The sequence below is a fragment of the Sphingomonas sp. So64.6b genome (assembly GCF_014171475.1).
In the GTDB taxonomy this organism is placed as follows: Bacteria; Pseudomonadota; Alphaproteobacteria; order Sphingomonadales; family Sphingomonadaceae; genus Sphingomonas; species Sphingomonas alpina_A.
The window spans coordinates 2,490,035-2,516,607 of sequence record NZ_CP048817.1 but is presented as its reverse complement, the minus strand read 5'-3'; the positions used below and the strand labels follow the sequence as shown (position 1 = coordinate 2,516,607).

General features: G+C 64.5%; 13 protein-coding genes and 1 tRNA gene. 8 read left to right on the top strand and 6 right to left on the bottom strand.

All coding sequences use genetic code 11. The features are described from left to right. The first annotated feature begins 232 nt into the window (after positions 1-232). The 7 genes from fghA (at position 233) to G4G27_RS11860 (ending at position 16,026) form a co-directional block, all read left to right on the top strand. On the top strand, positions 233-1,072 hold the full coding sequence (fghA, locus tag G4G27_RS11890) for an S-formylglutathione hydrolase (RefSeq protein ID WP_183113508.1): 840 nt from the start codon (positions 233-235) through the stop codon (positions 1,070-1,072). After that, positions 1,072-2,322: an FAD-dependent oxidoreductase gene (locus G4G27_RS11885; RefSeq protein WP_183113507.1), complete on the top strand. Its 1,251-nt coding sequence runs from the start codon at positions 1,072-1,074 to the stop codon at positions 2,320-2,322. Before fghA ends, G4G27_RS11885 begins: the two co-directional genes overlap by 1 nt. Then, complete coding sequence (locus G4G27_RS11880; RefSeq protein ID WP_183113506.1) at positions 2,319-3,209, top strand: ROK family protein; 891 nt, start codon at positions 2,319-2,321, stop codon at positions 3,207-3,209. The genes G4G27_RS11885 and G4G27_RS11880 overlap by 4 nt, the downstream gene beginning before the upstream one ends. 266 nt (positions 3,210-3,475) lie before the next feature. After that, positions 3,476-5,383, top strand: a complete 1,908-nt coding sequence (locus G4G27_RS11875) for an EAL domain-containing protein (protein ID WP_183113505.1) — start codon at positions 3,476-3,478, stop codon at positions 5,381-5,383. Next, positions 5,383-7,257 (top strand): CHASE4 domain-containing protein, encoded by a 1,875-nt coding sequence (locus tag G4G27_RS11870; RefSeq protein ID WP_183113504.1) that lies wholly within the window; start codon positions 5,383-5,385, stop codon positions 7,255-7,257. The genes G4G27_RS11875 and G4G27_RS11870 overlap by 1 nt, the downstream gene beginning before the upstream one ends. A gap of 288 nt (positions 7,258-7,545) precedes the next feature. Further along, positions 7,546-15,474: a hypothetical protein gene (locus G4G27_RS11865; protein WP_183113503.1), complete on the top strand. Its 7,929-nt coding sequence runs from the start codon at positions 7,546-7,548 to the stop codon at positions 15,472-15,474. A gap of 96 nt (positions 15,475-15,570) precedes the next feature. Continuing rightward, positions 15,571-16,026 carry a DUF3617 family protein gene (locus G4G27_RS11860; protein WP_183113502.1) on the top strand — a complete coding sequence of 152 codons (456 nt, stop codon included), beginning with the start codon at positions 15,571-15,573 and terminating at the stop codon, positions 16,024-16,026. Between the two features lie 110 nt (positions 16,027-16,136). Here G4G27_RS11860 and G4G27_RS11855 read toward each other — a convergent pair whose 3' ends face one another. The 3 genes from G4G27_RS11855 to G4G27_RS11845 all read right to left on the bottom strand — a co-directional run bounded on the left by G4G27_RS11855 (position 16,137) and on the right by G4G27_RS11845 (position 23,439). After that, the gene (locus G4G27_RS11855; protein ID WP_244624666.1) at positions 16,137-17,297 is read right to left on the bottom strand and encodes an SET domain-containing protein-lysine N-methyltransferase; all 1,161 of its coding nucleotides are present in this window, start codon (positions 17,295-17,297) and stop codon (positions 16,137-16,139) included. 136 nt (positions 17,298-17,433) lie between these two features. Next, positions 17,434-18,582 (bottom strand): TIGR03032 family protein, encoded by a 1,149-nt coding sequence (locus G4G27_RS11850; protein ID WP_244624665.1) that lies wholly within the window; start codon positions 18,580-18,582, stop codon positions 17,434-17,436. 117 nt (positions 18,583-18,699) lie between these two features. Beyond that, positions 18,700-23,439, bottom strand: coding sequence for a hypothetical protein (locus tag G4G27_RS11845; RefSeq protein ID WP_183113501.1), 4,740 nt, complete (start codon positions 23,437-23,439; stop codon positions 18,700-18,702). A 159-nt stretch (positions 23,440-23,598) separates the two neighbouring features. Between G4G27_RS11845 and G4G27_RS11840 the strand changes: the two genes are divergently transcribed. Further along, positions 23,599-24,096: a hypothetical protein gene (locus G4G27_RS11840; protein WP_183113500.1), complete on the top strand. Its 498-nt coding sequence runs from the start codon at positions 23,599-23,601 to the stop codon at positions 24,094-24,096. Positions 24,097-24,278: 182 nt separating this feature from the next. On the opposite strand, the gene G4G27_RS11835 is transcribed toward G4G27_RS11840, so the two are convergent. The 3 genes from G4G27_RS11835 to G4G27_RS11825 all read right to left on the bottom strand — a co-directional run bounded on the left by G4G27_RS11835 (position 24,279) and on the right by G4G27_RS11825 (position 26,409). Continuing rightward, a tRNA-Pro gene (locus tag G4G27_RS11835) sits at positions 24,279-24,355 on the bottom strand. 227 nt (positions 24,356-24,582) lie between these two features. Next, positions 24,583-25,026: a cytochrome c peroxidase gene (locus tag G4G27_RS11830; protein WP_183113499.1), complete on the bottom strand. Its 444-nt coding sequence runs from the start codon at positions 25,024-25,026 to the stop codon at positions 24,583-24,585. Between the two features lie 78 nt (positions 25,027-25,104). After that, entirely contained in the window at positions 25,105-26,409 is a 1,305-nt protein-coding gene (locus G4G27_RS11825) for an FAD-dependent oxidoreductase (RefSeq protein WP_183113498.1), read from the bottom strand. Positions 26,410-26,573 lie beyond the last annotated feature (164 nt).

The following is a 26,573-nucleotide window of genomic DNA, read 5'->3' as shown; positions in this document are numbered from 1 at the left end:
CCCGCCGAACCCGAATAATCGCCTATTGATCGCGTCGATTCACATTGCTCCCGGACGCTGTAATTCACGCTGATGGTCCACACGCTTTCACGCACCAATCCGGGACACTGCCGGACACCCCAACTTTCGCGCCACCCGCCGTCCGTTGACCTTGCACTCAACCCGCCGAAAGTGTCAGGGCAGTCACGGTTCGGATATCGCAAAAGCCGAACGCGGCCGGGGTGAGTGAAGCATGTCAGAACTTCAGACGGTATCGACCAACAAGGCATTCGGTGGCGTCCAGGGCGTCTATCGCCATCAGTCCGAAGCCACCGGCACGCCGATGACCTTCTCGGTCTTCGTGCCGGAGCATGAAACGGGCGCGACCTTGCCCGTGCTCTGGTATCTTTCCGGCCTGACCTGCACTCATGCCAATGTCACCGACAAGGGCGACTATCACCGCGCCTGTGCCGATGCGGGGATCATCTTCATCGCGCCCGACACCTCGCCGCGCGGAGAGGGCGTGGCCGATGACGACGCCTATGATTTCGGTCAGGGCGCGGGCTTCTATGTCGATGCGACCGAGGAACCCTGGGCGCCGCATTTCCGCATGCGCTCCTATATCGAGGATGAACTGCCCGCGCTGATCGCGGCGGAATTCCCCGTCGATATGATGCGTCAGGGGATCACCGGCCATTCGATGGGCGGGCATGGCGCGCTGACCATCGGCTTGCGCAACGCCGGCCGCTTCAAGAGCATCTCGGCCTTCGCGCCGATCGTGTCGCCGCTCGATTGCCCCTGGGGTGAAAAGGCGCTGGGCGGTTACCTCGGAAACGATCGCAGTGAATGGCGCACCTATGACGCCTGCGCGCTGATCGCGGACGGCGCGCGCGTGCCCGATCTGCTGGTCGATCAGGGCGACGCCGATCAATTCCTGGCCGAACAATTGAAACCCGACTTGCTGCGCGCGGCGTGCGACGCCGCCGGGATCGACCTGAACTTGCGCATGCAGCCGGGCTACGACCACAGCTATTATTTCATCTCCACTTTCATGGCGGATCATGTCCGCTGGCACGCGGAAAGGCTCGTTTGATGGAAGCGGGTGGGGTGATCGACCGCTACGACATCGTCATCGTCGGCGCGGGACATGCCGGCGCACAGGCCGCGATCGCGCTGCGCCAGGCGAAGTTCGACGGGACCATCGCGGTGATCGGCGAAGAGCCCGAACTACCCTATGAACGCCCGCCGCTGTCGAAGGATTATCTCGCCGGCGAGAAAGCCTTCGAACGGCTGCTGATCCGCCCGCCCGCCTTCTGGCAGGAACGCAACGTCACGATGCTGCTTGGACAGCGCGTGACGGCAATCGACCCGGCCGCGCACAATGTGACGACCGGGGCGGGCACGATCGGCTCCAACTCGACCGGCTATGGCAAGCTGATCTGGGCCGCCGGCGGCACCCCGCGCCGGCTGAGCTGCAGCGGGCACGACTATACCGGAGTCCATGCCGTGCGCACCCGCGCCGATGTCGACCGGCTGATGACCGAACTCGACAGTACGGCACACGTCGTGGTGATCGGCGGCGGGTATATCGGGCTGGAGGCGGCGGCGGTGCTGACCAAGCTCGGCAAGCATGTCACCGTGCTCGAAGCGCTCGACCGCGTCCTCGCGCGCGTCGCGGGCGAACCCTTGTCGCGCTTCTACGAAGCGGAACACCGCGCCCACGGCGTGGTCGTGCGCCTGAACGAGACGGTCGATTGCATCCTCGGGCAGGACCGCGTCACCGGCGTGCAACTCGCCGACGGAGAAGTCGTGCCCGCCGACATGGTCATTGTCGGCATCGGCATCATCCCCGAAGTCGCCCCGCTGATCGCGGCCGGCGCCGAGGGCGGAAATGGCGTCGCGGTCGACGATCGCTGCCGCACCAGCCTGGCCGATATCTTCGCGGTCGGCGATTGCGCGCTGCACGCCAACGGCTTTGCCGCGGGCACCGTGATGCGCGTCGAATCCGTGCAGAACGCCAATGACATGGCGACGCTCGTCGCCAAGGGGATCATGGGCGATGATCGGCCTTATCAGGCGATCCCGTGGTTCTGGTCGAACCAATATGATTTGAAGCTGCAGACCGTCGGCCTGTCGGTCGGTTATGACGCGGTGGTACTGCGCGGCGACCCGGCTGCGCGCAGCTTCTCCTTGGTCTATCTGAAGGGCGGCAAGGTCATCGCGCTCGATTGCGTCAACGCGACGCGCGACTATGTCCAGGGACGTGCGCTCGTGCTTGCCGGCGCAGCGCCCGACGCCGCGCGCATCGCCGACGCCGCGACGCCGCTGAAGGATCTCGCATGACGTCCACGCCCCTCATCGCCGGCGTCGAACTGGGCGGGACGAAGTGCAATTGCATCCTCGCCACCGGCCCCGACGATATCCGCGAAACGGTGCGCGTGCCGACCACCACGCCGGAAGAGACGCTCGCCGCGATCGAGGCGGTGCTGGCGCGCTGGACGGGCTTCGAAGCATTGGGCATCGCCAGCTTTGGTCCGGTCTCGCTTGACCGGTCGGCGGCCAATTACGGCTTCATCACCGCGACGACCAAGCCCGGCTGGTCCGACACCGATGTCGGCCTGCGCCTCGCCCGCCACACCGGCGTGCCGATGGCGTTCCAGACCGATGTCGTCGGCGCAGCCTTGGGGGAGGGGCACTGGGGCGCCGCGCGCGGGCTGTCGGATTATGCCTATATCACCGTCGGCACTGGCGTCGGCATCGGCCTGGTCGCCGATGGCCTGCCGATCGCGGGCGAACTCGGCCATGTCCGCCCGGTGCGCATGGCGGGCGATGCCTGGCCGGGCATTTGCGTGTTCCACGGCGATTGCGTCGAGGGCCTTGCCTCGGGTCCGGCGATCGCCGCGCGCGCGGGGCGGCCCGCAGCCGATCTGCCTGCCGATCATCCGGCCTGGGACAGCGTCGCACACACGCTCGCGCAATTGCTCCACACCCTGGTGCTGACCGGTGTGCCGCGCCGCATCGTCATGGGCGGCGGGGTGATGACCGGTGTGCCACATCTCTTCCCGCGGATCCGGACGCTGCTCGCGGGCAGCCTTGGCGGCTATGCCGCATTGGCCGAATTGTCCGATCTGGATGCATTTATCGTCGCGCCGCAACTGGGCAATAATGCCGGGCCGCTGGGCGCAATCGTGCTCGGCCATCACGCACTGGACGCCGCCGCTTCGAAATAGCGTTTACGGCGCCTTAACCCTGTCTGCTTACGCCGGATCAACCGTGATTTCGGTGAAGGGGAACGGCGTATGGCACGCCCGGCACATTATGACGCGATACTGCTCGCCAGCCCGTTGGGCGGCGCACCTTTACCCTGCGTTCCCCGCTGGCGTCCCCGGCCAGCGATCGACTCAAATATCCCCAAGGGCCCGGTCACCAACAAATTGAACCTTTTATTTTCCATTCCGGCATCAGCACTGTCGCCGGAAACGAATGGCGGTGCTCCATGCGCATTCTGATCATCGACGACGAACCAGGGATGCACGACAGCTACCGGCGCAGTTTTGCGCCGGCCGCTGGTCATGCCGGCGCGCTCGACGCGATGGCGGTCGAACTGTTCGGCGACAATGATGACGGGGATGCCGACGCCGCGCCGGCCATGGCTTTCACCCTCACGCATGCGATGCAGGGGATCGAAGGCGTCACCGCGGTCGAGGCATCGATCGCCAGGGGCGAGAAATACGCCGTCGCGTTCATCGACGTGCGCATGCCGCCCGGCATCGACGGCAAGGAAACCGCAAAGCGCATCCGCGCACTCGATCCCGACATCAACCTGGTCATCGTTACCGGCTATTCCGATTTCTCGCCGCTCGAAATCAGCCGCGCGGCCGGCCCGGCGGACAAGATCTTCTACATCGCCAAGCCGTTCGAAGTCGCCGAAGTGACGCAGACCGCGACCGCGCTGGCGCATCGCTGGCAAGTCGATCTGGAACTCGCCGCCGCGCGTGAAGCGCTCGCCGCGCAGATTGTCACGCTCAAGGAACAGAGCCACGAACTCGCCGCCAACGAAAGCCGCGCGATCCATATCGCCAATCACGATCCGCTGACCGAGGCGCCCAATCGTCTCGCCTTCCGCCGCGCCCTGACCGATCGCGCGCGCAGCGACGCGACCTTTGCGGTGGCGATGGTCGATCTCGACCGGTTCAAGCTGGTCAACGACACGCTCGGTCATCTTGCCGGCGATGAGCTGATCCGCATCATCTGCACGCATCTTCAGGACTCGGTGCCGGCGGGCGGCATGGTCGCGCGTCTCGGTGGCGACGAATTCGGCATCATCTTCGATTCACCCGGCGCCGAAGCTGCGGCAATGGAGTGCGAACGCATCCTGCGCGGCTGTTGCGGCACCTTCAAGGTGCTCGGCCATTCGGTTCAGGGCGGCGCGTCGATCGGCGTGATCGCCTCCGCGCCGACCGAATTGCGCGACCCGACCGACCTGATGCGTCGCGCCGATCTCGCACTCAACGATGCCAAGCGCGAAGGGCGCGGCATCGTCCGCGTGTTCGATGAAAGCATGGACGAGAATATCAAGCTGCGCCGCCGGATCGAAGGCGGCCTGTCCAGGTCGATCGAGAAGGGCGAACTCAAGCTGGTCTATCAGCCGATCGTCGCGCGCGAAGGCCTGGAAGTGGTCGGGTTCGAAGCGCTGCTGCGCTGGAATACCGATGATCACGGCCCGATTTCACCCGCAGTGTTCATCCCGATCGCGGAGGAAAGTAATCTCATCCACGAACTGGGCGACTGGGTGCTCGCGGAATCGCTCGCCGTGCTCGGTGAATGGCCAGGGCAATATGTCTCGGTCAATTTCTCGCCGCGTCAGTTCCGCCGCCACAATTTCGTCGGCCGCATCATGGAAAGCGTGCAGCGCGCCGGGATCGAGCCCAATCGCGTGCAGATCGAGATCACCGAAACCGCGATCTTCGATGATGCCGATCGCGCGGCCGAGACGCTCTACAAATTGCGCCAGATGGGCTTCCGCATCGCGCTCGACGATTTCGGCACGGGCTATTCGTCGCTCTACAATATCCGCAAATTCGCGCTCGATTGCCTGAAGATCGACCGCAGCTTCATCGACGGCATGGGCCGCGAGCGTGAAAGCGCGGCGATCGTCCAGTCGATCGTCCATCTCGGCCGCTCGCTCGGTCTCGGCGTGATCGCCGAAGGGGTCGAGACCGAAGCGCAGGTCCAGGCGCTGCGCGTCGCGGGTTGTTCGCATCTCCAGGGCTATTTCTTCTCGCGCCCGGTCGATCTCGAGATCGCCACCGAAATCGCGCATCGCCGCTTCATGGCCGAACCCGAAACCGATGCGGTCGAGGATGATGCGGAACCGCTGTTGGGCAACGGGACGCACGGCTAATGGCGTCCTTTCGCGCCGCGATCGGCCGGATCGGTGCGTTGCGCAGCCCGGCGTCGCTGGGCGCAAAGCTGGTCCTGATCCTGACCGCGGTCGGCCTGGCCGGCTCGGTCGCGCTCACCCTGTTGCTGGCCAGCGTCATCACGCCAAGCTTCAATCAGCTCGAGAATAAATCGATCGACCAGCATGTCGAACGCACGCGCGCGGCTTTGGGTGAATATGCTTCCAAGGTCGAAAGCGCGGTACGCGACTATGGTGACTGGACTTCGAGCTATGATTACATGGCCGCCCCATCGGCCAAATTCGAACAGGAATCCTTTTCGCCGCTGGCGATGACCAATCTCGACGTCAACGGCATGGCCTATGTCGCCGAGGACGGCCGCATCGTCATCGCACGCTGGCTCGATCCGAAGACGGGCGCCGATCAGTCCGGCATGCGTGCCCGGCTGATCGCGGCAATCCGGGACATCGACCTCGCTCGTGCGGTGGGCAGGAATAATTCGGCGAGCTTCTACACGCGGCTCGGGTCGAGCGTCGCGGCGGTCGGCGTCGCGCAGGTCCGTCGCAGCGACGGCACCGGCGCACCGCGCGGTTATGTCCTGATGGCGCGCCAGATCAGCTCGGGCCAGATTTCCGAATTGCTGCAGCTGCCCGCCCGGCTCGACCTTGCCGATGCGTCGGATGCGGAGACAATCTCGACCACGCCCAGTTCGATGAAGATCGCCGTGCCGGTGCGTGGCGTGAACGGCCATGCGGTCGCCAATACCGTGTTCAGCGTGCCGCGGGAAATCTCGATCCTTGGCCAGCACATGCTGATGCTGGCGATCGGCGGGTCGACCATGTTGCTGGTCATCCTGCTGGTCGTGTTGCGGCGCATATTCACCCGGCTCGTGCTGCGCCCGTTGCACCGCGTCGAAAGCCATATGCAGATCGTGCGTCAGTCGGGCTCGCTCGGCCTGCTCGATGATGAGGGGCGGCGCGACGAAATCGGCTCGCTTGGCACCAGCTTCAATTCGATGTTGCGCCAGCTGAAGGATTTGCGCGAGCGGCTCGAAGTGCAGAGCTTTGCGCTAGGCCGCAACGAAAGTGCGGTCGCGGTGATGCACAACGTCCGCAACGCGCTCAACCCGATCAGCACGATCATCTCGAAGGGCATCGCTCAGCCGCCACCGATCGACCGCGCGACGCTCGACCGGGCCGTCGCCGAACTGGCGCGGAGCGATTTGCCGCAGCCGCGCCGCGAAAAGCTCGTCGCATTCGTCGCCGCCGCGGTCGAGGCGGAAGCGCGCGACCGCGATGAACGCCGCGCGCAGCTCAACGACGGGCGCGAGGCGATGAGCCAGGTGCTCGAGATCATCGGCGCGCAGCAGCATGCCGCGCACGAACGCCCGGTGCTCGAACCGTGCAACGTGACCGACATCGTCGCCCAGAACGCGACGATCGCGCGTTATTCGGGCGAGGTGTCGATCATGTTCAACTTCCCCGCACAGCCGCATCACGTCATGGCCAACCGCCTGATCCTGAGCCAGGTGATCGGTAACCTCTTCGCCAACGCGGCGGAGGCGGTCGCGGCCAAGGGCACCAATAGCGGTGCCGTGACGGTGACGATCGACGAAGCGAACGGTCAGACCCGAGTCGCGATTCGCGACGATGGCGAGGGCTTCGAACCGCAGGCCGGCGCGACCCTGTTCCAGCGCGGCTATTCGACGCGCGGGCACAAATCGGGCGGACTTGGCCTGCATTGGTGCGCCAATTCGATGAACGCGATGGAGGGTGCGCTGCGGCTGGAAAGCGAAGGTCAGGGCAGGGGCGCGAATGCGATCCTGACGCTGAAGGCGGCCTCCATGGAAGCCGGCACTGTGGGCATCGCCGCCTAGGGCCGGCTTGAACGTCGCTTCCGATCCGTATTGTTCCTGCACATCTGCTGGAAACGGCACCGGTTGACTCCCACCAAGGCCCGGGACATAGAGGCGCCAATTAAAAAACCCGGGATAATCCGGGGGGTCGCACCAATTCGCTGCACTAAAAGGGGCAGGTTCATGGTGTGCTTTTTCAATTCCGCCGGTCGTTCGACCGCGATTCCCGCACGGACTTCCACGAAATCGGCACTCCGCAGGAACCTGCGGTCGCAGGCAAGTCGGCTTGCACTTCGGTCGACCATCGGCATGGCCGCCCTTGCGGGCGTGAGCCTGCTGGCTCCCGGACAGGCCTGGGCGGATTGCCTCGTCGGCGGCGTCACCGTGACGTGCGACACCACCGTCACCACCGACACGACTTTTCCCGCCAGCCCACCCACCGATCGCGGATATACCGGCCCGATCGCCACGCCGATCATCCTCAACGTCGATGCGGGCGCAGCGGTCAGCGGCAACGGCCTTTCGCTCGTCAACACCGCTGGCGGCGGCGTCACCGTGACCAATAATGGCTCGATCAGCGTCGATGCCGGCAACACGCCGACGGCCGGCGGCACTGCTGCGCTGTCGCTTTCGACGGCTGGCGGCACGATCGCCTATACAGGCGGCAGCATCACCAACAACGGCACCGGCAACGGCTTCGACGCGGTGCAGACCGGCGGTGCCGGTTCGGTCAATATCAACATCACCGGCAATGTCACCGCGGCGACCGGCGAAGGCATCACCGTCCGCGACGTGGCGACCAGCACCGGCATTTCGGTGACGACCAACGATGTCACTGCGCTGAGCGGTGGTCGCGACGGCATCGACGCGCAGAGCCTGTCGCTGACCGGCGATGTCACGATCGTTGCCAATGGCAATATCCAGGCGGGTAATGCCGGCATTGTGGGCGCGATCTTCCCGGCTGCGGGAACCGGCAATATCGACGTGACCGCCAATGGTGCGATCGACGCACGATTCGGCGTCGATGCGGAGAATTTCGGCACTGGCTCGACCAGTGTGACCACGGTTGGTCCGGTCACCGCGACCAGCGGCAACGGCATCTTCGCACGAACGGCTGGGGGCAACGTCACGGTCAACGCGGGTGATGTGGGCTCAACCGGCAATACCGCGATCATCGCGCGCCAGACTTCGGCGGCCGGAGCGGGCGCGATCGATGTGACGGCGGGCAATGTCTCGGGCACGACCGGTATTGAAGCCACCAACAGCGGCACCGGCGCGATCACCGTGACCGCCAACGGCACGGTCACCGGCACACTTGCCGAAGGTATCAACGCCAATGGCAATGGCGCGGTAACGGTGAACGTCGCCGATACGGTGACTGGCGCGACGCGCGGCCTCAACCTGGTCGGCGGCACTGGCGGCACGGGCGATATATCGGTCACCGGCACCGGCGGCTTTGTCGGCGGCACCGGTAATGCGGCGAACATCCAGAATAACGGCTCGGGCAATGTCCTGGTCGATATCTCGGGCGCGAGCAGTTCGGCGGGCGGCGAAGGTATCGTCGTTCGTGACACCGTCGCGGGCGGCAATGTCGATGTCACCACCGGCGCGGTCACCGCGCTGTCGGCGGGCCGTGACGGTATCGATGTCCAGACGCAATCGCTGACCGGTAATGTGACGATCGTCGCCAATGGTGACATCAATGCGGGCAATGCCGGCATCGTCGGCGCGATCCTCCAGGGTGGCGCGACGGGCAATGTCGATGTGACCGCCAATGGTGCGATCACGGGACGCTTCGGGATCGATGCCGAGAACTTCGGCAGTGGTTCGACCAGTGTCACCACGGTCGGGCCGGTCACCGCGACCAGCGGCAATGGCATCTTCGCACGAACGGGTGGCGGCAACGTCACGGTCAATGCGGGTGATGTGAGCTCAATCGACGAGACCGCGATCGTCGCGCGCCAGACTTCGGCCGCTGGCGCGGGCACGATCGATGTGACGGCGGGCAATGTCTCGGGCGCGACCGGTATTGAAGCCACCAACGCCGGCACCGGCGCGATCACCGTGACCGCCAACGGCACGGTCACCGGCACACTTGCCGAAGGTATCAATGCGAACGGCAACGGCGCGGTAACGGTGAACATCGCCGATACGGTGACTGGCGCGACGCGCGGCCTCAACCTGGTCGGCGGCACTGGCGGCACGGGCGATATATCGGTCACCGGCACCGGCGGCTTTGTCGGCGGCACCGGTAATGCGGCGAACATCCAGAATAACGGCTCGGGCAATGTCCTGGTCGATATCTCGGGCGCGAGCAGTTCGGCGGGCGGCGAAGGTATCGTCGTTCGTGACACCGTCGCGGGCGGCAATGTCGATGTCACCACCGGCGCGGTCACCGCGCTGTCGGCGGGCCGTGACGGTATCGATGTTCAGACGCAATCGCTGACCGGTAATGTGACGATCGTCGCCAATGGTGACATCAATGCGGGCAATGCCGGCATCGTCGGCGCGATCCTCCAGGGTGGCGCGACGGGCAATGTCGATGTGACCGCCAATGGTGCGATCACGGGACGCTTCGGGATCGATGCCGAGAACTTCGGCAGTGGTTCGACCAGTGTCACCACGGTCGGGCCGGTCACCGCGACCAGCGGCAATGGCATCTTCGCACGAACGGGTGGCGGCAACGTCACGGTCAACGCGGGTGATGTGAGCTCAATCGACGAGACCGCGATCGTCGCGCGCCAGACTTCGGCCGCTGGCGCGGGCACGATCGATGTGACGGCGGGCAATGTCTCGGGCGCGACCGGTATTGAAGCCACCAACAGCGGCACCGGCGCGATCACCGTGACCGCCAACGGCACGGTCACCGGCACACTTGCCGAAGGTATCAACGCCAATGGCAATGGCGCGGTAACGGTGAACGTCGCCGATACGGTGACTGGCGCGACGCGCGGCCTCAACCTGGTCGGCGGCACTGGCGGCACGGGCGACATATCGGTCACCGGCACCGGCGGGTTCGTCGGTGGCACCGGTAACGGGGCGAACATTCAGAACAATGGTGCTGGCACGGTCACGGTCAACATCTCCGGTGCAAGCGGTTCGACCAGCGGCGAGGGCATCGTGGTGCGTGACACCGCAATCGGCGGCGACATCAGCGTGACCACCGGCGCAGTGACCGCGCTGGCGGGTGGCCAGGACGGGATCGACATCCAGACTCAGTCGCTGACCGGCGACGTCACGGTGGTCGCCAATGGCGATATCGGGGCAGGCAATGCCGGCATCGTCGGCGCGATCCTCCAGGGTGGCGCGACGGGCAATGTCAACGTGACCGCCAACGGCGCGATCGATGCGCGGTTCGGTATCGATGCTGAAAACTTCGGCACCGGCTCGACCAGCGTCACCACGGTTGGTCCGGTCAATGCGACCACCGGCAACGGCATCTTCGCGCGCACGCTTGGCGGCAACATCACCGTCAATGCGGGTGATGTGACGGCTACTGCCAATACCGCGATCATCGCACGGCAGACCTCGGCAGCCGGAGCGGGAGCGATCGACGTGACCGCGGGCAATGTCTCGGGCACGACCGGCATCGAAGCCACCAACTCCGGCACCGGCGCGATCACCGTGACCGCCAACGGCACGGTCACTGGCACCGGCGCAGAGGGCATCAACGCCAATGGCAACGGCGCGGTAACGGTAAACGTCGCCGACACGGTGACCGGCGCGACGCGCGGCCTGACCTTGATCGGCGGCACTGGCGGCACGGGCAACATATCGGTCACTGGCGCTGGCGGCTTTGTCGGCGGAACCGGCGATGCGGCGAACATCCTCAACAATGGCGCGGGCACGGTCACGGTCGATATCTCGGGCGCGAGCAGCTCCACCGCCGGCAACGGCATCGTCGTGCTCGATACCGCGCTCGGCGGCGACATCAGCGTCACCACCGGTGCGGTCAGCGCGTTGGCGGGAGGGCAGAACGGCATCGACGTTCGAACCCTGTCGACCAGCGCCGATATCACCGTGGTCGCCAATGGCGACGTCGGGGCGGGCAATGCCGCTATCGTCGCTGCGGTCTTCCCGGCCGCTGCGACTGGCAACATCGACGTAACCACCAATGGCGCGGTCAATGCGCGGTTCGGCATCGATGCGGAGAATTTCGGCACCGGTTCGACCAGCGTGACCACGGTCGGCCCGATCAACACGACGACCGGCAACGGCATCTACGCACAGACCAATGGCGGCAATGTCACGGTCAATGCCGGTGACGTCACATCCACCGGCGCCGCAGCAATCGTTGCCCAGCAAAACTCGGCCGCTGGTGCGGGCGTTGTCGATGTGACCGCGGGCAATGTCTCTGGCACGACCGGTATCTTTGCGAACAATGCCGGCACCGGGGCGGTCAGCGTGACCGCCAACGGCACGGTCACCGGCACCGGCGCGGAGGGCATCAACGTCAGCGGCAACGCCGCGGTGAGCGTGAGCGTCGCCGACACGGTGACCGGCGCGACGCGCGGCCTGACCTTGATCGGCGGCACTGGCGGCACGGGCAACATATCGGTCACTGGCGCTGGCGGCTTTGTCGGCGGGACCGGCGATGCGGCGAACATCCTCAACAACGGCGCTGGCACGGTCACGGTCGATATCTCGGGCGCGAGCAGCTCCACCGCCGGCAACGGCATCGTCGTGCTCGATACCGCGCTCGGCGGCGACATCAGCGTGACCACCGGTGCGGTCAGCGCGTTGGCGGGAGGGCAGAACGGCATCGACGTTCGGACCCTGTCGACCAGCGCCGATATCACCGTGGTCGCCAATGGCGACGTCGGGGCGGGCAATGCCGCTATCGTCGCTGCGGTCTTCCCGGCCGCTGCGACTGGCAACATCGACGTGACCACCAACGGCGCGGTCAATGCCCGGTTCGGCATCGATGCGGAGAATTTCGGCACCGGTTCGACCAGCGTGACCACGGTCGGCCCGGTCAACACGACCACTGGCAATGGCATCTTCGCGCTGACCACCGGCGGCAACGTCACGGTCAATGCGGGCGACGTCACATCGACCGGCGCGGGGGCGATCGTCGCTCAGCAGACTTCGGCCGCTGGCGCGGGCGTGATCGATGTGACCGCCGGCAATGTCTCGGGTACGACGGGTATCTTCGCGCTCAATGCCGGCACTGGCGCAATCAACGTGACCGCCAACGGTACGGTGACCGGCACTGCCGCCGAGGGCATCCTGGCAAACGGCAACGCCGCGGTGACCGTAGCGGTGGCCAATACGGTGACCGGCGCGACGCGCGGCCTGACCTTGATCGGCGGAACCGGCGGCGCGGGCAACATCTCGGTCACTGGCGCTGGCGGCTTTGTCGGCGGGACCGGCGATGCGGCGAACATCCTCAACAATGGTGCGGGAACGGTCACGGTCGATATCTCGGGTGCGAGCAGTTCCACTGCCGGCAACGGCATTGTGGTGGGCGATACTGCGCTCGGCGGCGACATCAGCGTCACCACCGGTGCGGTCAGCGCGCTGGCGGCAGGCCAGAACGGCATCGACATCCGGACCCAGTCGACCAGCGCCGATGTCACCGTGGTCGCCAATGGCAATATCGGGGCGGGCAATGCGGCCGTTGTCGCTGCGGTCTTCCCGGCCGCTGCGACTGGTAACATCGACGTAACCACCAACGGCGCGGTCAATGCCCGGTTCGGCATCGATGCCGAGAATTTCGGCACCGGCGCGACCCGAGTGACCACGGTCGGCGCGGTCAATGTGACCACCGGCATTGGCGTCTACGCGCTCTCGACCGGCGGCGCTGTCACCGTCAATACCGGTGCGGTGACATCGACCGGCAATGCGGCGATTATTGCCGAGCAAAGCTCGGCCGCCGGAACTGGCGCGGTCAACGTGACCGCCGGTGCCACCTCCGGCACGACCGGCATCATCGCGACCAATCGCGGCACCGGCTCGACCACGGTGGCGGCACTTGGCCCCGTCACCGCAACCACCGGCAACGGCATCCTGGCGCAAGCGAATGGCGGCAACATCGTCGTAATGGCGGGCGATGTGAGCTCGACCGGTACGACGGCGATCGTCGCACTCAACACGGCTGCGGCGGCCAATACCGGTACGATCGACGTCACGCTGACCGCCGGCCATACCGTGACCGCCAACGCGGTGGGCGCCTACGGCATCTTCACCGATAGCGGTCAGTCCTCGGGCACCACGACCATCAATGTGGACGGCACGATCAATGCCGCGGCGGCGGGTGTCGCCAGCATCTCGACCGTTGGCGACATTGTCACCAATATCAGCGCAACCGGCGTGATCGATCCGTTGATCGGCATCGACCAGTCGACTGTCTCTGGTGCGATCACCGTCAACAATGCCGGTCTGGTGGAAGGCGATAATATCGGCGTGCGGTTGACCTCGACCGGTGCCGGCGCAGTCGGTGCGCTCACCGTCAACCAGGTCAGCAGTGGCACGATCGCCGGCATCATCGGCATCGATCTTGCCGGTGTCGACGCTGCGCTTGCGGTCAACAATGCCGGGTCGATCTCGGGCACGGCGGGTATCAGGATGACCGCAACCGGGACCGGCAATGCCAGCGTCGTCAACGGCGGTACGCTGACCGGCACCGGCGGCGCGGTGCTGGCGACGCTGAACGGCGGCAGCTTCACGCTGACTAACACCGGCACGATGAACGGCGCGCTCAATGTGACCGGTTCGGCTGTCGCGACCTCGACCGTAACCAATGCGGCCGGCGGAATCGCGAACTTCGGGTCGGGCGCATCCAGCGTCTCGGGCAGCTTCGTCAATGCGGGCACCGCCAATATCGGTGCCGGCGGAACGATCCTGTTCCTCGGCAACACCAACAACTCGAACCGGATCAACTTCGCCGGGGCGGGCACCTTCACCACCAACGGGGCGATGACCAACACCGGGATCATCAACGCGCGGAACAATTTGACCAGCAACGTCGTCACGGTCGGCGGCGCCTATGTCGGCGGCGGGCAGTTCTTCGCCGATTACAGCACCGTCACCGCGACCGCGGATCGCCTGAACATTGGTGGCGCAGCCTCGGGCAATACCAATGTGACGATGAACCGCGTCGGCGCACGCAGCTTTGTCGCCGGCGGCTTCCTGCCGGTGGTGACGGTGACGCCGGGCGCCGCGGTCGGTACCTTCACCTCGAACACGATCTTCCCGAACACCGGGTTCATCCTCGAAAGCTTCGGGCGCAACCCGGCGAGCAATACCCAGTTCGGCCTGATCCAGCAGATCAACCCGTCCTCGACGGCGCTGGGCGGCCTGACCTATGTCGCCGAATCCGCCTCGATGCTGCTCGACGCGCCGATCAGCCCCTATATCACGCCACGGACCGACGCGGCGGCGGGCGACAAGAGGTTCAGCCTGTGGATGCGCGGTTCGGGCGGGCATACCAAACAGACCATCGCATCGTCGATCAGCGGCGGCGGGGTCACGTTTAACTCGGTCAACCGGTTGCGCACCAACCATGAGGCGATCCAGATGGGCGCCGATTTGGGCCTTTACTTCGGCGGCAACTGGGTCGCGCATCTGGGTGTCACCGGCGGCTGGTACGACGGCGTTGCTCATCCGTCCGCGAGCGAAAGGCTGGCGGTCGATACGGGCTTTGTCGGTGGTTATGTCGCGATCAGCAACGGCGCGCTCACCATCGACGGCCAGCTCCGTCGCGAATGGCGCAAATACGACGTGGTTCTGCCGACCTTGTTCGGCAACACCAAGAAGGACGTCGACGGCCGGGCGACCGCCGGGTCGATCCACGCTTCCTACCGCGTTGGCGGCAGCAGTGGCTTCGCGGCAACGCCGTTCGTCGGCTTCAACTATGCCGACAGCCGGATCGACAATATGACGATCGACGCGGACAGCTTCTACTCGCCGGGCGGCGACAAGACCAAGGTCGGCCAGGCCGGGCTGCGCGTGTCGTATCGCGCGGGCGACGCGGACAAGGTCGTGGTCGAGCCGTTCGCCAGCGCTGCGGGGATGAAGAACTGGTCGCGTGGCGACAACGGCACCTTCACCTTCGGTACGCCGGCGACGAGCTTCTCGCTCAACACGCGCACCTGGGATGATGCGATGCGTTACTCGGCGGGCGTCATGGCCCATGCCCGGGGCGGACGCCTGTCGGCCTTTGTGGTCGGCAATATCGACGACGGTTCGGGCCTGCGTGCCTTCACCGTCAATGGCGGGATCCGGTTCAACTTCTGAACCGGCACCGGCTGACTCTCTACGCGGTGGGCGATCGAATGCGATCGTCCACCGTGCGGGATTGTGCGAAGGCCGCGAGCCGGGCATGGCGCGGACATGATCCGTTTTCTCGCTCCGCTAATCCTTCTCTATCCCGGCCTGGCTACGGCGCAGGCCATCCAGCCCGGCAATTGGGACGTGAAATCGACCGCGGTCGATCTGGTCGTTCCGGGCACTGCCGGTTTCCTGCTGCGCATGATGAAGGGCAAGTCGAAGACCGAGCACAAATGCGTCGCGCCGGATCAGGCAAGGGCCGGGATATCCGCTCTGCTCGCCCCCGATCCGAAGTCCAAATGCCGGGTCGAAAGCTCACACATCGCCGATGGCAGAATCGCGCAAGTGATGGTGTGTCCGCAAAAGGAAGGCGGCACGTTCCGCGTCGTGCGGCAGGGCAGCTATAGCGCGGCGGGTTTTACCGCGCGCATGACGATGTCCGGGCAAACCCCCAAGGGCGCGTCGCGCATCGTGGTCGACCAGACGGCGACGCGCACCGCGCCCGCCTGCCGCAGATAGGCTAGGGGCGAGAGCATGCTGCGAATAGGTGGAATCCGGCTATTCGCAATCAAGCACGCGACCACAAGGAATCTAGAGCGGGCTGCGTTTCCGTAGAAACGCAGCCCGCTCTAGGCAGCCCGCTCGCGCTTCGGCACGACATCGTCCTTGCGCCGCAGATAGGGCGCGACCAGGTTGCGGGCGCGGAACCACTCCTGACGTTCCTCGCTCAGCGTCTCGAAATTGCCGATCACGCGGCGGCAATCGTCGCTGCGGCACTGGCAGATCATGTGCCAGTTCGATTCCCTCAAGGTGGTCGAATAATCCCAGGCGATTTCCTCGCCCGGGGCGATGGTTCGGACCGCGACCAGGAACACGCCATCGGCGGTGAAACGCAGGCCCGCATTGGGGCTGCAGCTATGATTGATCAAATCGTCGATCCGCCCCGACGGGCCCATATAATGCTGCGGCGTGACCTGCACGAAACGGTCTCTCGATCCGCGCATCAGGCTCGGCACCTTGTCGGCGCGGATGCGGCGGCCGGTGAAACGGATGATCGTGTCGCCCTCGGCAAAACCTTCGGCGGCATAGACCGCCTTGCCGAGATGCGTCTCGCCGACCGCGAACAGGTTTGCGGCGGGACGATAAGCGTCGAGCACATAAAAGCGGCCGTTGCGATAACCAAGCGAGCGTAGCGGATTGATCGTCGCCAGCCCGACCATGAACCAGATGCTTGCATGGCATAGCAGTTCGACGAAGATATAGGCGTACTCGCCGACGATCTGCCCTTCCGCGCGCGTCGCGACGAGCAAGGTGGCGAGGTCGCCCAGCGTCCATAGCCCCCAGGCCGGCGATCGTTCGCGATTGCGGTCCTGCCACACGCTCTGCCAGGTCGGCCAGAAGCTGATCGGCACTGCGACCACCACCAGCATATGCGCCCAGAAGGCGTTCTGGAACGCGAGCCACAGGATCAGCGAGGCGAGGCACGCCGCCATGCAGAAAACTTCGCTTTGCGACGGCGCTTCCCAACTCGACCGCCGCCATATGCCGAGCGTGATCGCGATGCAGGCGACTGCCGAAATGCCGAAGATCCATGCCTGTGGCGCACCGGGATTGACCGCGGCATAGGTGCCCGCCTCGACCGCCGTCGCCGCGCTCCAGACCAGCCAGGACGCGCGGTTCGGCTGCACCAGCTGACGCCTGATCCCGGTCAGATAGACGCCATAGCCCGCAAGACTGCAGACGATGGCAAAGATGAACCAGGGCTCGTTCGACATATTCGTGGTGACCATTATGGTTACCGCGAAGTTATAGCAGGTAGAGGAATCCGTCTATTCCAAAAGCACGGATTCCCGGCGAGTCGCTAATGCCACTCAAATCGAATCCGAAACTGATGGCGATCGTGCGCGGCGCTGGTCGCCGCGGTTGTCAGGCCTTGGTAATCACCGGATCGAACGTGATGGTCGAGCGAATTTCCAGCGTGTCCGGGCCGATCGACATCGGGCAGACCACACTTGGCATCGCGGCCACATCGAACAATTCCGTGATGAAACCCTCAAGCTTCACCCATTCGACGATATCGCCGGTAGCGAGATTGACGACCAGAACGCCGCACCATGGTTCCGCGTCACGCTCCTTCATCGCATCGTCCAGCGCAAGGCCGGCAAAGGTGCCGTTGCGCGGCTTCGACACGGTGACCAGGGCATGGCCATTATGGATCGACATGCCGCGCAGGAAACCCGGGCAGAAGGCGATGTCGGTACGATCTCCGGTCTTTGGATCGATGCGGATGATCTGCCCCCGCCCCGAATCGAGCGCGAGGACGCTGTCGCCGTAAACCCGTGGGCTGTGCGGCATCGACAGCTGATCGGTCACCACGCGATCGGTCTCGACCTCGATCAGAACACCGCCCTCGTGGCGTCGCTCACGCCACCCGGTCAGGATGTCGCTGCGGCTGACGGCGGTGACATAGCGAGGTTTGCCATTGTCCATCGCCATGCCGTTCAGATGACAGCGATCTTCGGGCGCGAGCTTGGAGATGAATTTGGGTTTCCAGATCGGGCGGAAACTATGGTTGAGGTCGAGCGTCGCCAGGCAGCTATATTTTGTGTTGACGAAGATAACTCGTCCGGCAGAGTCGGTGCCGACTTCATGCACATCGACATCGCCGGTGGTTTGCGCATTGCGCGGCACCAGCACCATGTCGAAGCTCTTGTTGCCAAGCTCCCCGGGCCGGAGCACATTCTCCAGGCGCCAGACCTGATGCAGCGCGCCGAGATAAAGCCGGCCTGGCTGATAACAGACGCCCATCGCGCGCGTGAAATTCTGCTGATTGAATGAGACAGTACCGGCCGGCGTCACACCGACCAGGAACAGCTGGCCGGTCTGATACGAGGTGAAAGCGAAGCTCAACTTGTTCGCACGCAGCCAGTCGGCAAAACCACGCGATACCGAGATATTCGTATTGGGCTGCTTCGACGCCGGTGCCGCGGCTGTCTTGGCTTTGGCCGCGCCGCCTGCCGGCCCAGAGGGTGGCGGCATATTCTCGGTCGCGCTGGCGATGGGCTTCTTGCTCATGACGGGTTCCAGTTCATTGGCCGCTATCTATACAAAAATGGACCTGTAAAAAATGGGCCCGCGACGTGGAAGCCGCGAGCCCATTCACTAGGGGGTGAGCCCTACATATCCAAATTATCAGAACTTGATGCGGATACCGGCGCGACCACCGCCGCCCTTATAATCGTCACCATATTCGCCATGCGCTTCGAGGAAGCCAGTGACGCCGCCGGCTGTCACGATGTTGATGCCGAGCGTGCCCTGGCCATAGGTGCCAAGGCGATTGTTGGAGAAGGCGATCGTCTGCGCACCGCTGGTGAAGCGTACCTGATCGTCACCCTTGAACTCGTGCACCGCCGCGGCGCCGGCATAGAATACCAGCTTGGAGGTTTCGCTCAGACCGGTGGAACCACCGATCCGCGCACCGGCCTTGCCGCGGAACCCGGTGAAATTGTCGAAGTCGAAGCTGCCGCCAAGCGTGCCGTAATCCTTGATGTCGCTGCTGGTATAGGCGGCACTGATTGCCGGCTCGAAGAAGAAGCTGTCCGAACCCAGCCGGAAGCCGGTTTCGAGCTTGCCGCCCCAGGTATTGGCCGAAGTGTCGAGTTTGAAGCCGGCAAAATTGCCGCGCGTGTTGATCCACGCATGGTCGTATTTGGCGAGGCCGTTGATGAAGAACCCACCAGCCTGATAGGCGCCGTAGACCGTGCCGTTGACGGCTTCGATATCGAAGCGATCGCCATAGCCGCGGAAGTTCATCGTCGAGCTCAGATAACCGCCCGCGACACCGATGCTGAAGCCGCCATCGTCGCTGGCCGATCCCAGCATATCGACGCCGATCTGTCCGCCGAAAGCATCCTGCTTGTAGCCGAGATCGACATTGTTCTGCGCCAGGCCGTTGAAGGAGAAGCTCCCCGTTTCATCACGCGTATTGACCTCACCGAACATCTGCAGCCACACCCGCCCGGTCGAATCCGAGGTCGGCGTGCCCCAGCCGGCGTCGCGGCCGGCCGCCATATGGGCAGTCACCGCGTCACCGGAACGGTTCCAGACGGAGGCCAGACCTTCACCCAGCTTCGCTTGGCGATAGACTGTGGCGCTGGGTGCGCTGATCAACTGATAGGCGAGGGCGGTCGGGTTGTAGACCACACCGAACTGGATCAGGCCGATGGTCTGCGACCCCGCGCCGATCGTGAAAGCAGTCGGCGAGGATGCCGTGGTCGCCTGGACGATCGTGGTTGCCGGGATCAGGATCGCCGGCGAGTTGAGCGGCGCGAGCACGACGGAGGTGCTGCCGGTCGCGGTCGTCAGGTTCAGGCGATCCACCGTTGCCGTCGTCGTGCCGAAGGCGATATCCAGTCCAAGCGTTGCGGCACCGGAACCCGCATAATTGGCGATCGTCAACGTATCGCCGGCACGCCCGTTACGCAGGTCGACCAGGCCGGAGTTGGTGAAGCTTTCCAGTCCGAGCAACGACACCGCTTGCGTGGCCGCCGCGGTGCCGAGGCGCACCGTACCGCTATTGGTCAGCGTATCGCTGCCCGCGCCGAAGTCGCTGTCGCCGATCAGCGTGAAGGTGCCGGCATTGGTCAATCGGTCGGCATTGCCGGTCAGCAGCAAACGGCCAGTCAGATTGCCATTGTTGTTGACCGTCGCGGCACCACCCGATGCCTGGATGGCATAGCCGGTCCCACCGGTGATCGAGCCATTGTTGGTGATCAAGGTACCGTTCAGTGAGGAGACGGTCACCGCATTGTTGCCGCCCTGCACCGACCCTGCCGAGCCGACCGTCAGGCGCGCGATACCATCGAGCGCGGGATCACCCACAGCGGCACCGCCGCCGCCCCCGGCGCCACCGGCGATGATGTTGATCGCGGTGCCGCTGGTCGAACGAACGGCTCCCGTGACGTTGATATTGGCGCCACCACCAAAGCCGAACGCCCTGATCGCGGTCGATCCGGTGCCCGACACCTGGACCGATCCCGCATTGACGATGACATCACCGCCAAAGCTGGCGGCGTTGATGCCGTTCGAGTTCGCGCCCGTGGTCGACACGGTGCCGACGGTCACACCGACGCTGTAGAAGCCGCCGGCGCTGATCGCCGTGGAATTGGCACCGGTCGTGCGGACCGTTCCGGCATTCACCGTGACGCCGGCCGACGCATAGGCATCGATGCCGCCGCTGCCCTGGCCCGAAGTTGTGACGGTGCCTGCGGCGATGTCGATCTCGCCATAATAGGTCCGCGCGAGAATGCCGGTCGAGAAATCGCCCGAGGTCGCCACCGATCCGCTGCCGGTCACCGTGACGTCGCCATAGATGGTCTGGATGTCGATGCCGTTCGAATCCTCACCGCTGGTGATGATCGCGCCGGTATTGTTCACCGAACCCGCGCCCAGTGCATAGACGTTGACGCCATCCGATGCGTAGCCGCTGGTGCGTACCGTGCCGGTAACCGCGACCGAGGCATCATAATAGGCCTGGGCGCGAACGCCGATCGAATTGTCGCCGGTCGTCGTGACATTGCCAACGGTGATGTCGGTATTGCCAGCGTAGAATGCGATGCCGAATACGCCGTCCGAAGAATAGCCCGATGTGGAAACGTTGTCGGCCGTGATCGAGACATTGCCGAAATAGGACGCGCCGACGATGCCGGGCGAATAATCGCCCACCGTGCTGACCGTGCCTTCATCGACATTCACGTCGCCGAAGATGCTGACGGCATAGACGCCGGCCGCATTATAGCCGGTCGTGGCGACCGAGGTGCCGGTGACGCTGACATCGTCAAGGCCGACCGCCGATACACCGAAGGACTGCTCCCCGGCCGTCGTGATCGCGCCATGCGTTATCGCGATATTGCCGCCGTTCATCGCGGAAGCGTCGATGCCGTCGGCGAAATCGCCGGCGGTGTCGACCGCGCCGACGTTCACGGTGATGTCACCGGCCGTGTAAAGGGCGTTGGCGGTTTCTGCATGAACGCCATCGGCACCCGCTTCGCTGGTCGCGATATCGCCCTGCGTGATGTCGATATTGCCGATCAGGCTATAGGCGTCGATGCCCGTGCTGGTCGATGAGACCGATCCCGCGCCGGTAATCGTGACGTCGCCATACCCGATCGCACTGATGCCGCCGCTGCCGGCGCCGGTGGTCGTGATCGAACCGTTGTTTGCAACGTCGACGGTTCCGCCGATCGCGAAGACCGAGACACCGGTCGAATTGGCGCCGGCGGTGGCCACATCGCCATTGACCGTTGCCGCGGCATTATAGCCATAAACCGCGACGCCGGCCGAATTGTCGCCCGTCGTCGACACATTGTTGACCGTCGCGCTCGCGTCGCCAACGCCGAAGAACGATCCGGCATAGACGCCGGTAGAATTCGCGCCGGCGGTCGAAACAGTGCCGGTCGAGGTCGCCGACGCGTTGCCATAATAGCTGATCGCAACGACGCCGCGCGAGTTGTCGCCGGTGGTGGTCACATCACCCACGGTCACGTCCACATCGCCATAGACCGCGCGCGCCAGAACGCCGATGGAGTTCGCGCCGCTGGTCGTTACCGATCCTGCGCCGTTCACGACCGCCCCATAAATGCCGGTAGCGTTGATGCCGATGCTGCCGTCGCCCGATGTGCTGACGCTGCCATTGTTGGTCACTGTCGCAACGCCACCATAGGCAAAAACATCGACGCCGCGCGAAGCGGTGCCTTCGGTCGATACATCGCCATTGACCGTGACCGAGGCGTTATAGCCATAAGCATAAACCGCCGGCGACGAATCGCCGGTGGTCGCGACGTCGTTGACGGTAATATTCGCATCGCCGCCGCCATAGGATTTTACGAAAACGCCATTCGCGTCGACGCCGCTGGTCGAGATTGTGCCGGTCGAGACGAACGTCGCGCCGCCCGCGCCGGTGCTGAACATCACCGCGCCGTAGCTGTAATCGCCCGATGTCGTGATGTTATCAACCGTCAGCGAGGCGGTGTCGCCCTGGACCACTGCGCCGTTCGAAGCATAGCCATTGGTCGTGATATCACCGGCCGTGACAGTAACCGGTGCATCGGTACCGAACGAAACGGCGCGAATGCCGGTCGAATAATCAGCCTCTGTCGAAACGGTGTCCGCGTTGATGTCGATCGAACCGCCGATCGCGCGAACGCTGATCGCGTCCGAACCGATACCGGCGACGCTGCCGCCCGCCGTCGTGACAGTGCCTGCGTCAATCGTGACGTTGCCGTTGCCGGCATAAGCGTAGATACCGCCGACATAATAGCCATTGGCCGCGACCGAACCGGCAGTGATGCCGATGTCGCCAGCATAAGCATTGACGCTGATGCCGAGCGAGCTGTTGCCGTTGGTCACGATTGAGGTGGCATCGATCGTGATGTCGCCCGTATTGCTGACCGCGTTGATTCCCTGCGACGCGCGACCGTCCGTCACGATGCTATCGGTATTGATCGTCAGGTCACCATAATTGGTGTTTCCGATCACCCCTGTCGCGCCGACTCCGGTTACGGAAATGCTGGTGTTGCCGAACGAGTTGAGCGTCGCCGCGCCATCGTTGAAGCCGAAGATCGCCACGCCTGTATTGGCGCCGCTGTCGATAGCCACGCCATCGCCGAGATTCACGGTCAGGTCGTAGACCGGCGCCGTCGGGTCGAGGGCAGGGTCGTCGGCAGGATCGACCGGCGGGGTCGAATAGGTAATCCCGCCCGGGAAGGGGTTGCCGGCGGCGGTGCAGGTCACGGTACCGAGTGTCGTCACGCCGCATTCATTGTCGGCGAAAGCTGGCGTCGCGATCAGCGCGCTCGCGGCGACGCCGGCCAGTGCGGTGCCCGTCAGCAGTTTGCGCGCAATGCTCCGCCCACCGCGTGAAAACGTTCTCATAGTGACGACCCCTGATTTTGACCCTGTTGTTCATTTATTATCAGCAAAAAATCGTTCGTCAAACATAGACTTACGAGATTGTTCTGTTGAATAAGCGGCCTCGACCCGAGACGCTTCACAAGCTTCCGCGTCATGATATTGCGGCTTTGCGAGCGTTGGATGTCGGCGCAGAGCCGCTCGAGAAAAAAAGGTTCTGGAAAAATGCTGTCATTGCTTCTGTTCGCCGCTGCTGTGGATCTCCCATCGACCAAGGCGGTTGCTCAGGCCGGTTCGACGGCGAATGCACCGGCTCAGGCGCCTTCGCTGTTCACCGTCGTCCTTCAACGCATGTCGCCCGAAGGACGCCCGATCTTTCAGCGCTATCTGAATCAGATATTGCTGCCTCAGGCGCGCGCCGAGGGCGAAGTCGAGAAGAAATATCGTGAGGCTCTGCGCGGCCTCGTCGCGGCACCGACGCTGGATGTCGACGCGGCCGCGCGGCTGATCGATCAACGCAAGCAAGCCGAGGCTGCAGCAACGGCCTCGATTCGCTCTTCGACTTTCGCGATGATCAAATCTTTGCCCGTGGCCGACCGAAAGCTCGTCTTGACCGCGATTTTCACCGACGCGCGGACTGTCGGCAAGCGACCCGCCGCGGCACCGGCAGACAAGAAATAATACGGATTATCACTTCCGGCGTGACCTAGCGCAAACGGATCATCAAGGATGAGAAGGTAAGGGGTCGGGAAGGATTCCGGACCTTTCCCGGAGCGCCGCAGGGTGGAGAGCTCATCCGGCAGCAACTGGCATGCTGCGATCTCTTTTTCGGCGCGTTTTTGCCCGCTGCGCCAATCCTGCAATGGTCGGGGCGATAGGATTCGAACCTACGACCCCTGGACCCCGAGACCAGTGCGCTACCAGACTGCGCCACGCCCCGACACATTGCAGGGGCGAGCGCGTAGCGGGGCGACGTGCGTCGATCAAGTTAAAAGTGCCGGTAAGGAGATTGGTGAGCGGGCCGTCGACATTGGGCATGGCTCGGCCATCCGACGGTCGACCCGCGATCACGGATCGAGCCCCGAAGATGCATCAGATAGGAAGCGGTTTATTTCGTAAGACTTAAGCGTATCCTCGCCCTTATGAGCCACGATCCCGTCCCCCCGGTCAGCTTCCCAACACTCTTCTTTCGCGTCGCAGCGCGCTGCGCCTGTCCCAGAAGGTGGAGCCGGGCTTCCAGTAACGCAGATTGCCCAGCCGCATCGCGTGGAAGTCGGCGGTGGCGGCGCTGCTGATCCCGTTGCTGAACCGCATCGAGTCGGTAAAGCCAAGCGCCTGCTGATGGCAGGAAGCGCATGAGGCTCGATCATTGGTGCTCAGCCGCAGGTCGTAGAACAGCACCCGTCCAAGTGTCGCCACTCGATCATTGATCGGGTTAGACGCCGGGCTGTGGTCAAGCGCTGTCACCGTCCGGTCGAAATAGGCGGGAAGCGTCGGCGCGGAATAATTGGCGATGTTTGCGAAGTCGATGGTGGTGACCTTCGCAACGCCTTCGGGGGTGGCGGACTGCCGAGCGCCATCGCCGCCGCCGCACGCCGCCAGCGCCAGCATTCCAGCGCCCACGATCAGCCGTCCGATGCTCACCAGGCGCATCGCTTTCCAGATCGGAAAGAGCGGCTTCGCAAAGATTCAGCCGCCGCCATTCCGCGCGGCCATCATCGCGTCGACATGGACGAACTTCTCGCGTGGCGCGCCGTCGCGGGCGGCGGCAACCTCGGCGGCTTCGATCTTCTGCCAGTCGCGGAAGGTGACGACCTCCACGCCGCGCTCCGCCAGCAACGCGTCGAGGCCGGCGCGGCCGGTCTTGCCGCTACTGCCCGGCAGATCGGCGGCGATATTCTCCGCTGCGAGGAACCCGTCCGGGCGGTTGGTGCCGATCGTGCCGGTAGGCCCGCGCCGTGCCCAGCCTACCGCGTAAAGGCCCGGTGCGATGCGGCCGTCCTGATTGGCGAAGCGGCCAAGGCTTTCGTCATAGGGTACGCCCTCGATCGGCGGGGTGCGATAGCCGATGCAACTGACCACCAGGCTGGCGGGAATCGCATAGGTCTCGCCGGTGCCCGACGCGCGCCCCTCGGCATCGAGCGCGGTGCGTTCGACGATGATCCGCTCGGCCTTGCCGTCGCCTTCGATCCGCACCGGCATGGCGAAGAAATCGAACACAATACCGATCGGCTTGTCCTGCGGGTGTGCGGCGAAATCGCGCAGATGCGTGACCGACTTGCGCTGCCCCGGATCGAGCGCGGCATCCGCCTCGATCGGCGGCAAATCGGCGGGGTCGACGTGCGGCGCGGCGCGCGAAAGATGGCCGAGTTCGCCCAGTTCCTTGGGTGTCATCGCGATCTGATGCGGCCCGCGCCGGCCGAGCAGGGTGACGGTCTGCAACCGCGCTTCGCCAAGCTCGCCAAGCGCATGTTCGACAATGTCCGAGCCGATGAATTCGTCACCGGTCTTGGCCAGGATCCGCGCCACGTCGAGCGCGACATTGCCGTTGCCGACCACGACCGCGCCGGGGCCGTGGAGTGGCGGGCCGAGCACCGCGAAATCGGGATGGCCGTTATACCAGCCGACGAACGCCGCCGATCCGATCACGCCGGGCAAATCGTCGCCCGGCACGCCGAGCGGCCGGTCGGACGGCGCGCCGGTGGCCAGCACGACCGCGTCGTACAGGCCGCGCAACTCCTCGATACTGACATCCTTGCCGACGCTGACATTGCCGACAAAGCGCACCGTGTCGGACAGCGCCACCGCTTCGTAGCGGCGCGATACGCCCTTGATCGATTGATGATCGGGCGCGACACCGGTGCGGATCAGGCCATAGGGAACGGGCAGCCGGTCGATGATGTCGACGCGCACGTCCGCGCCGAAAGTCTTCTGGCATCCCTCCGCCGTATAATATCCTGCAGGTCCCGAACCGATGATCGCGATATGATGCACGTGACGCCGCTCCTCGCTCTTTTGCGTAATGCTAGGCGGGAAGCGGGGCGGGGGAAAGGTCCGAAAGACCGCGCGTAAAGTTCGGCTTGGCCTGCGAAAACCTATCCACAGTTGAAATCCTACTGATTAAGTGGAGATTGGGCAATCAACGACACGATGGAATT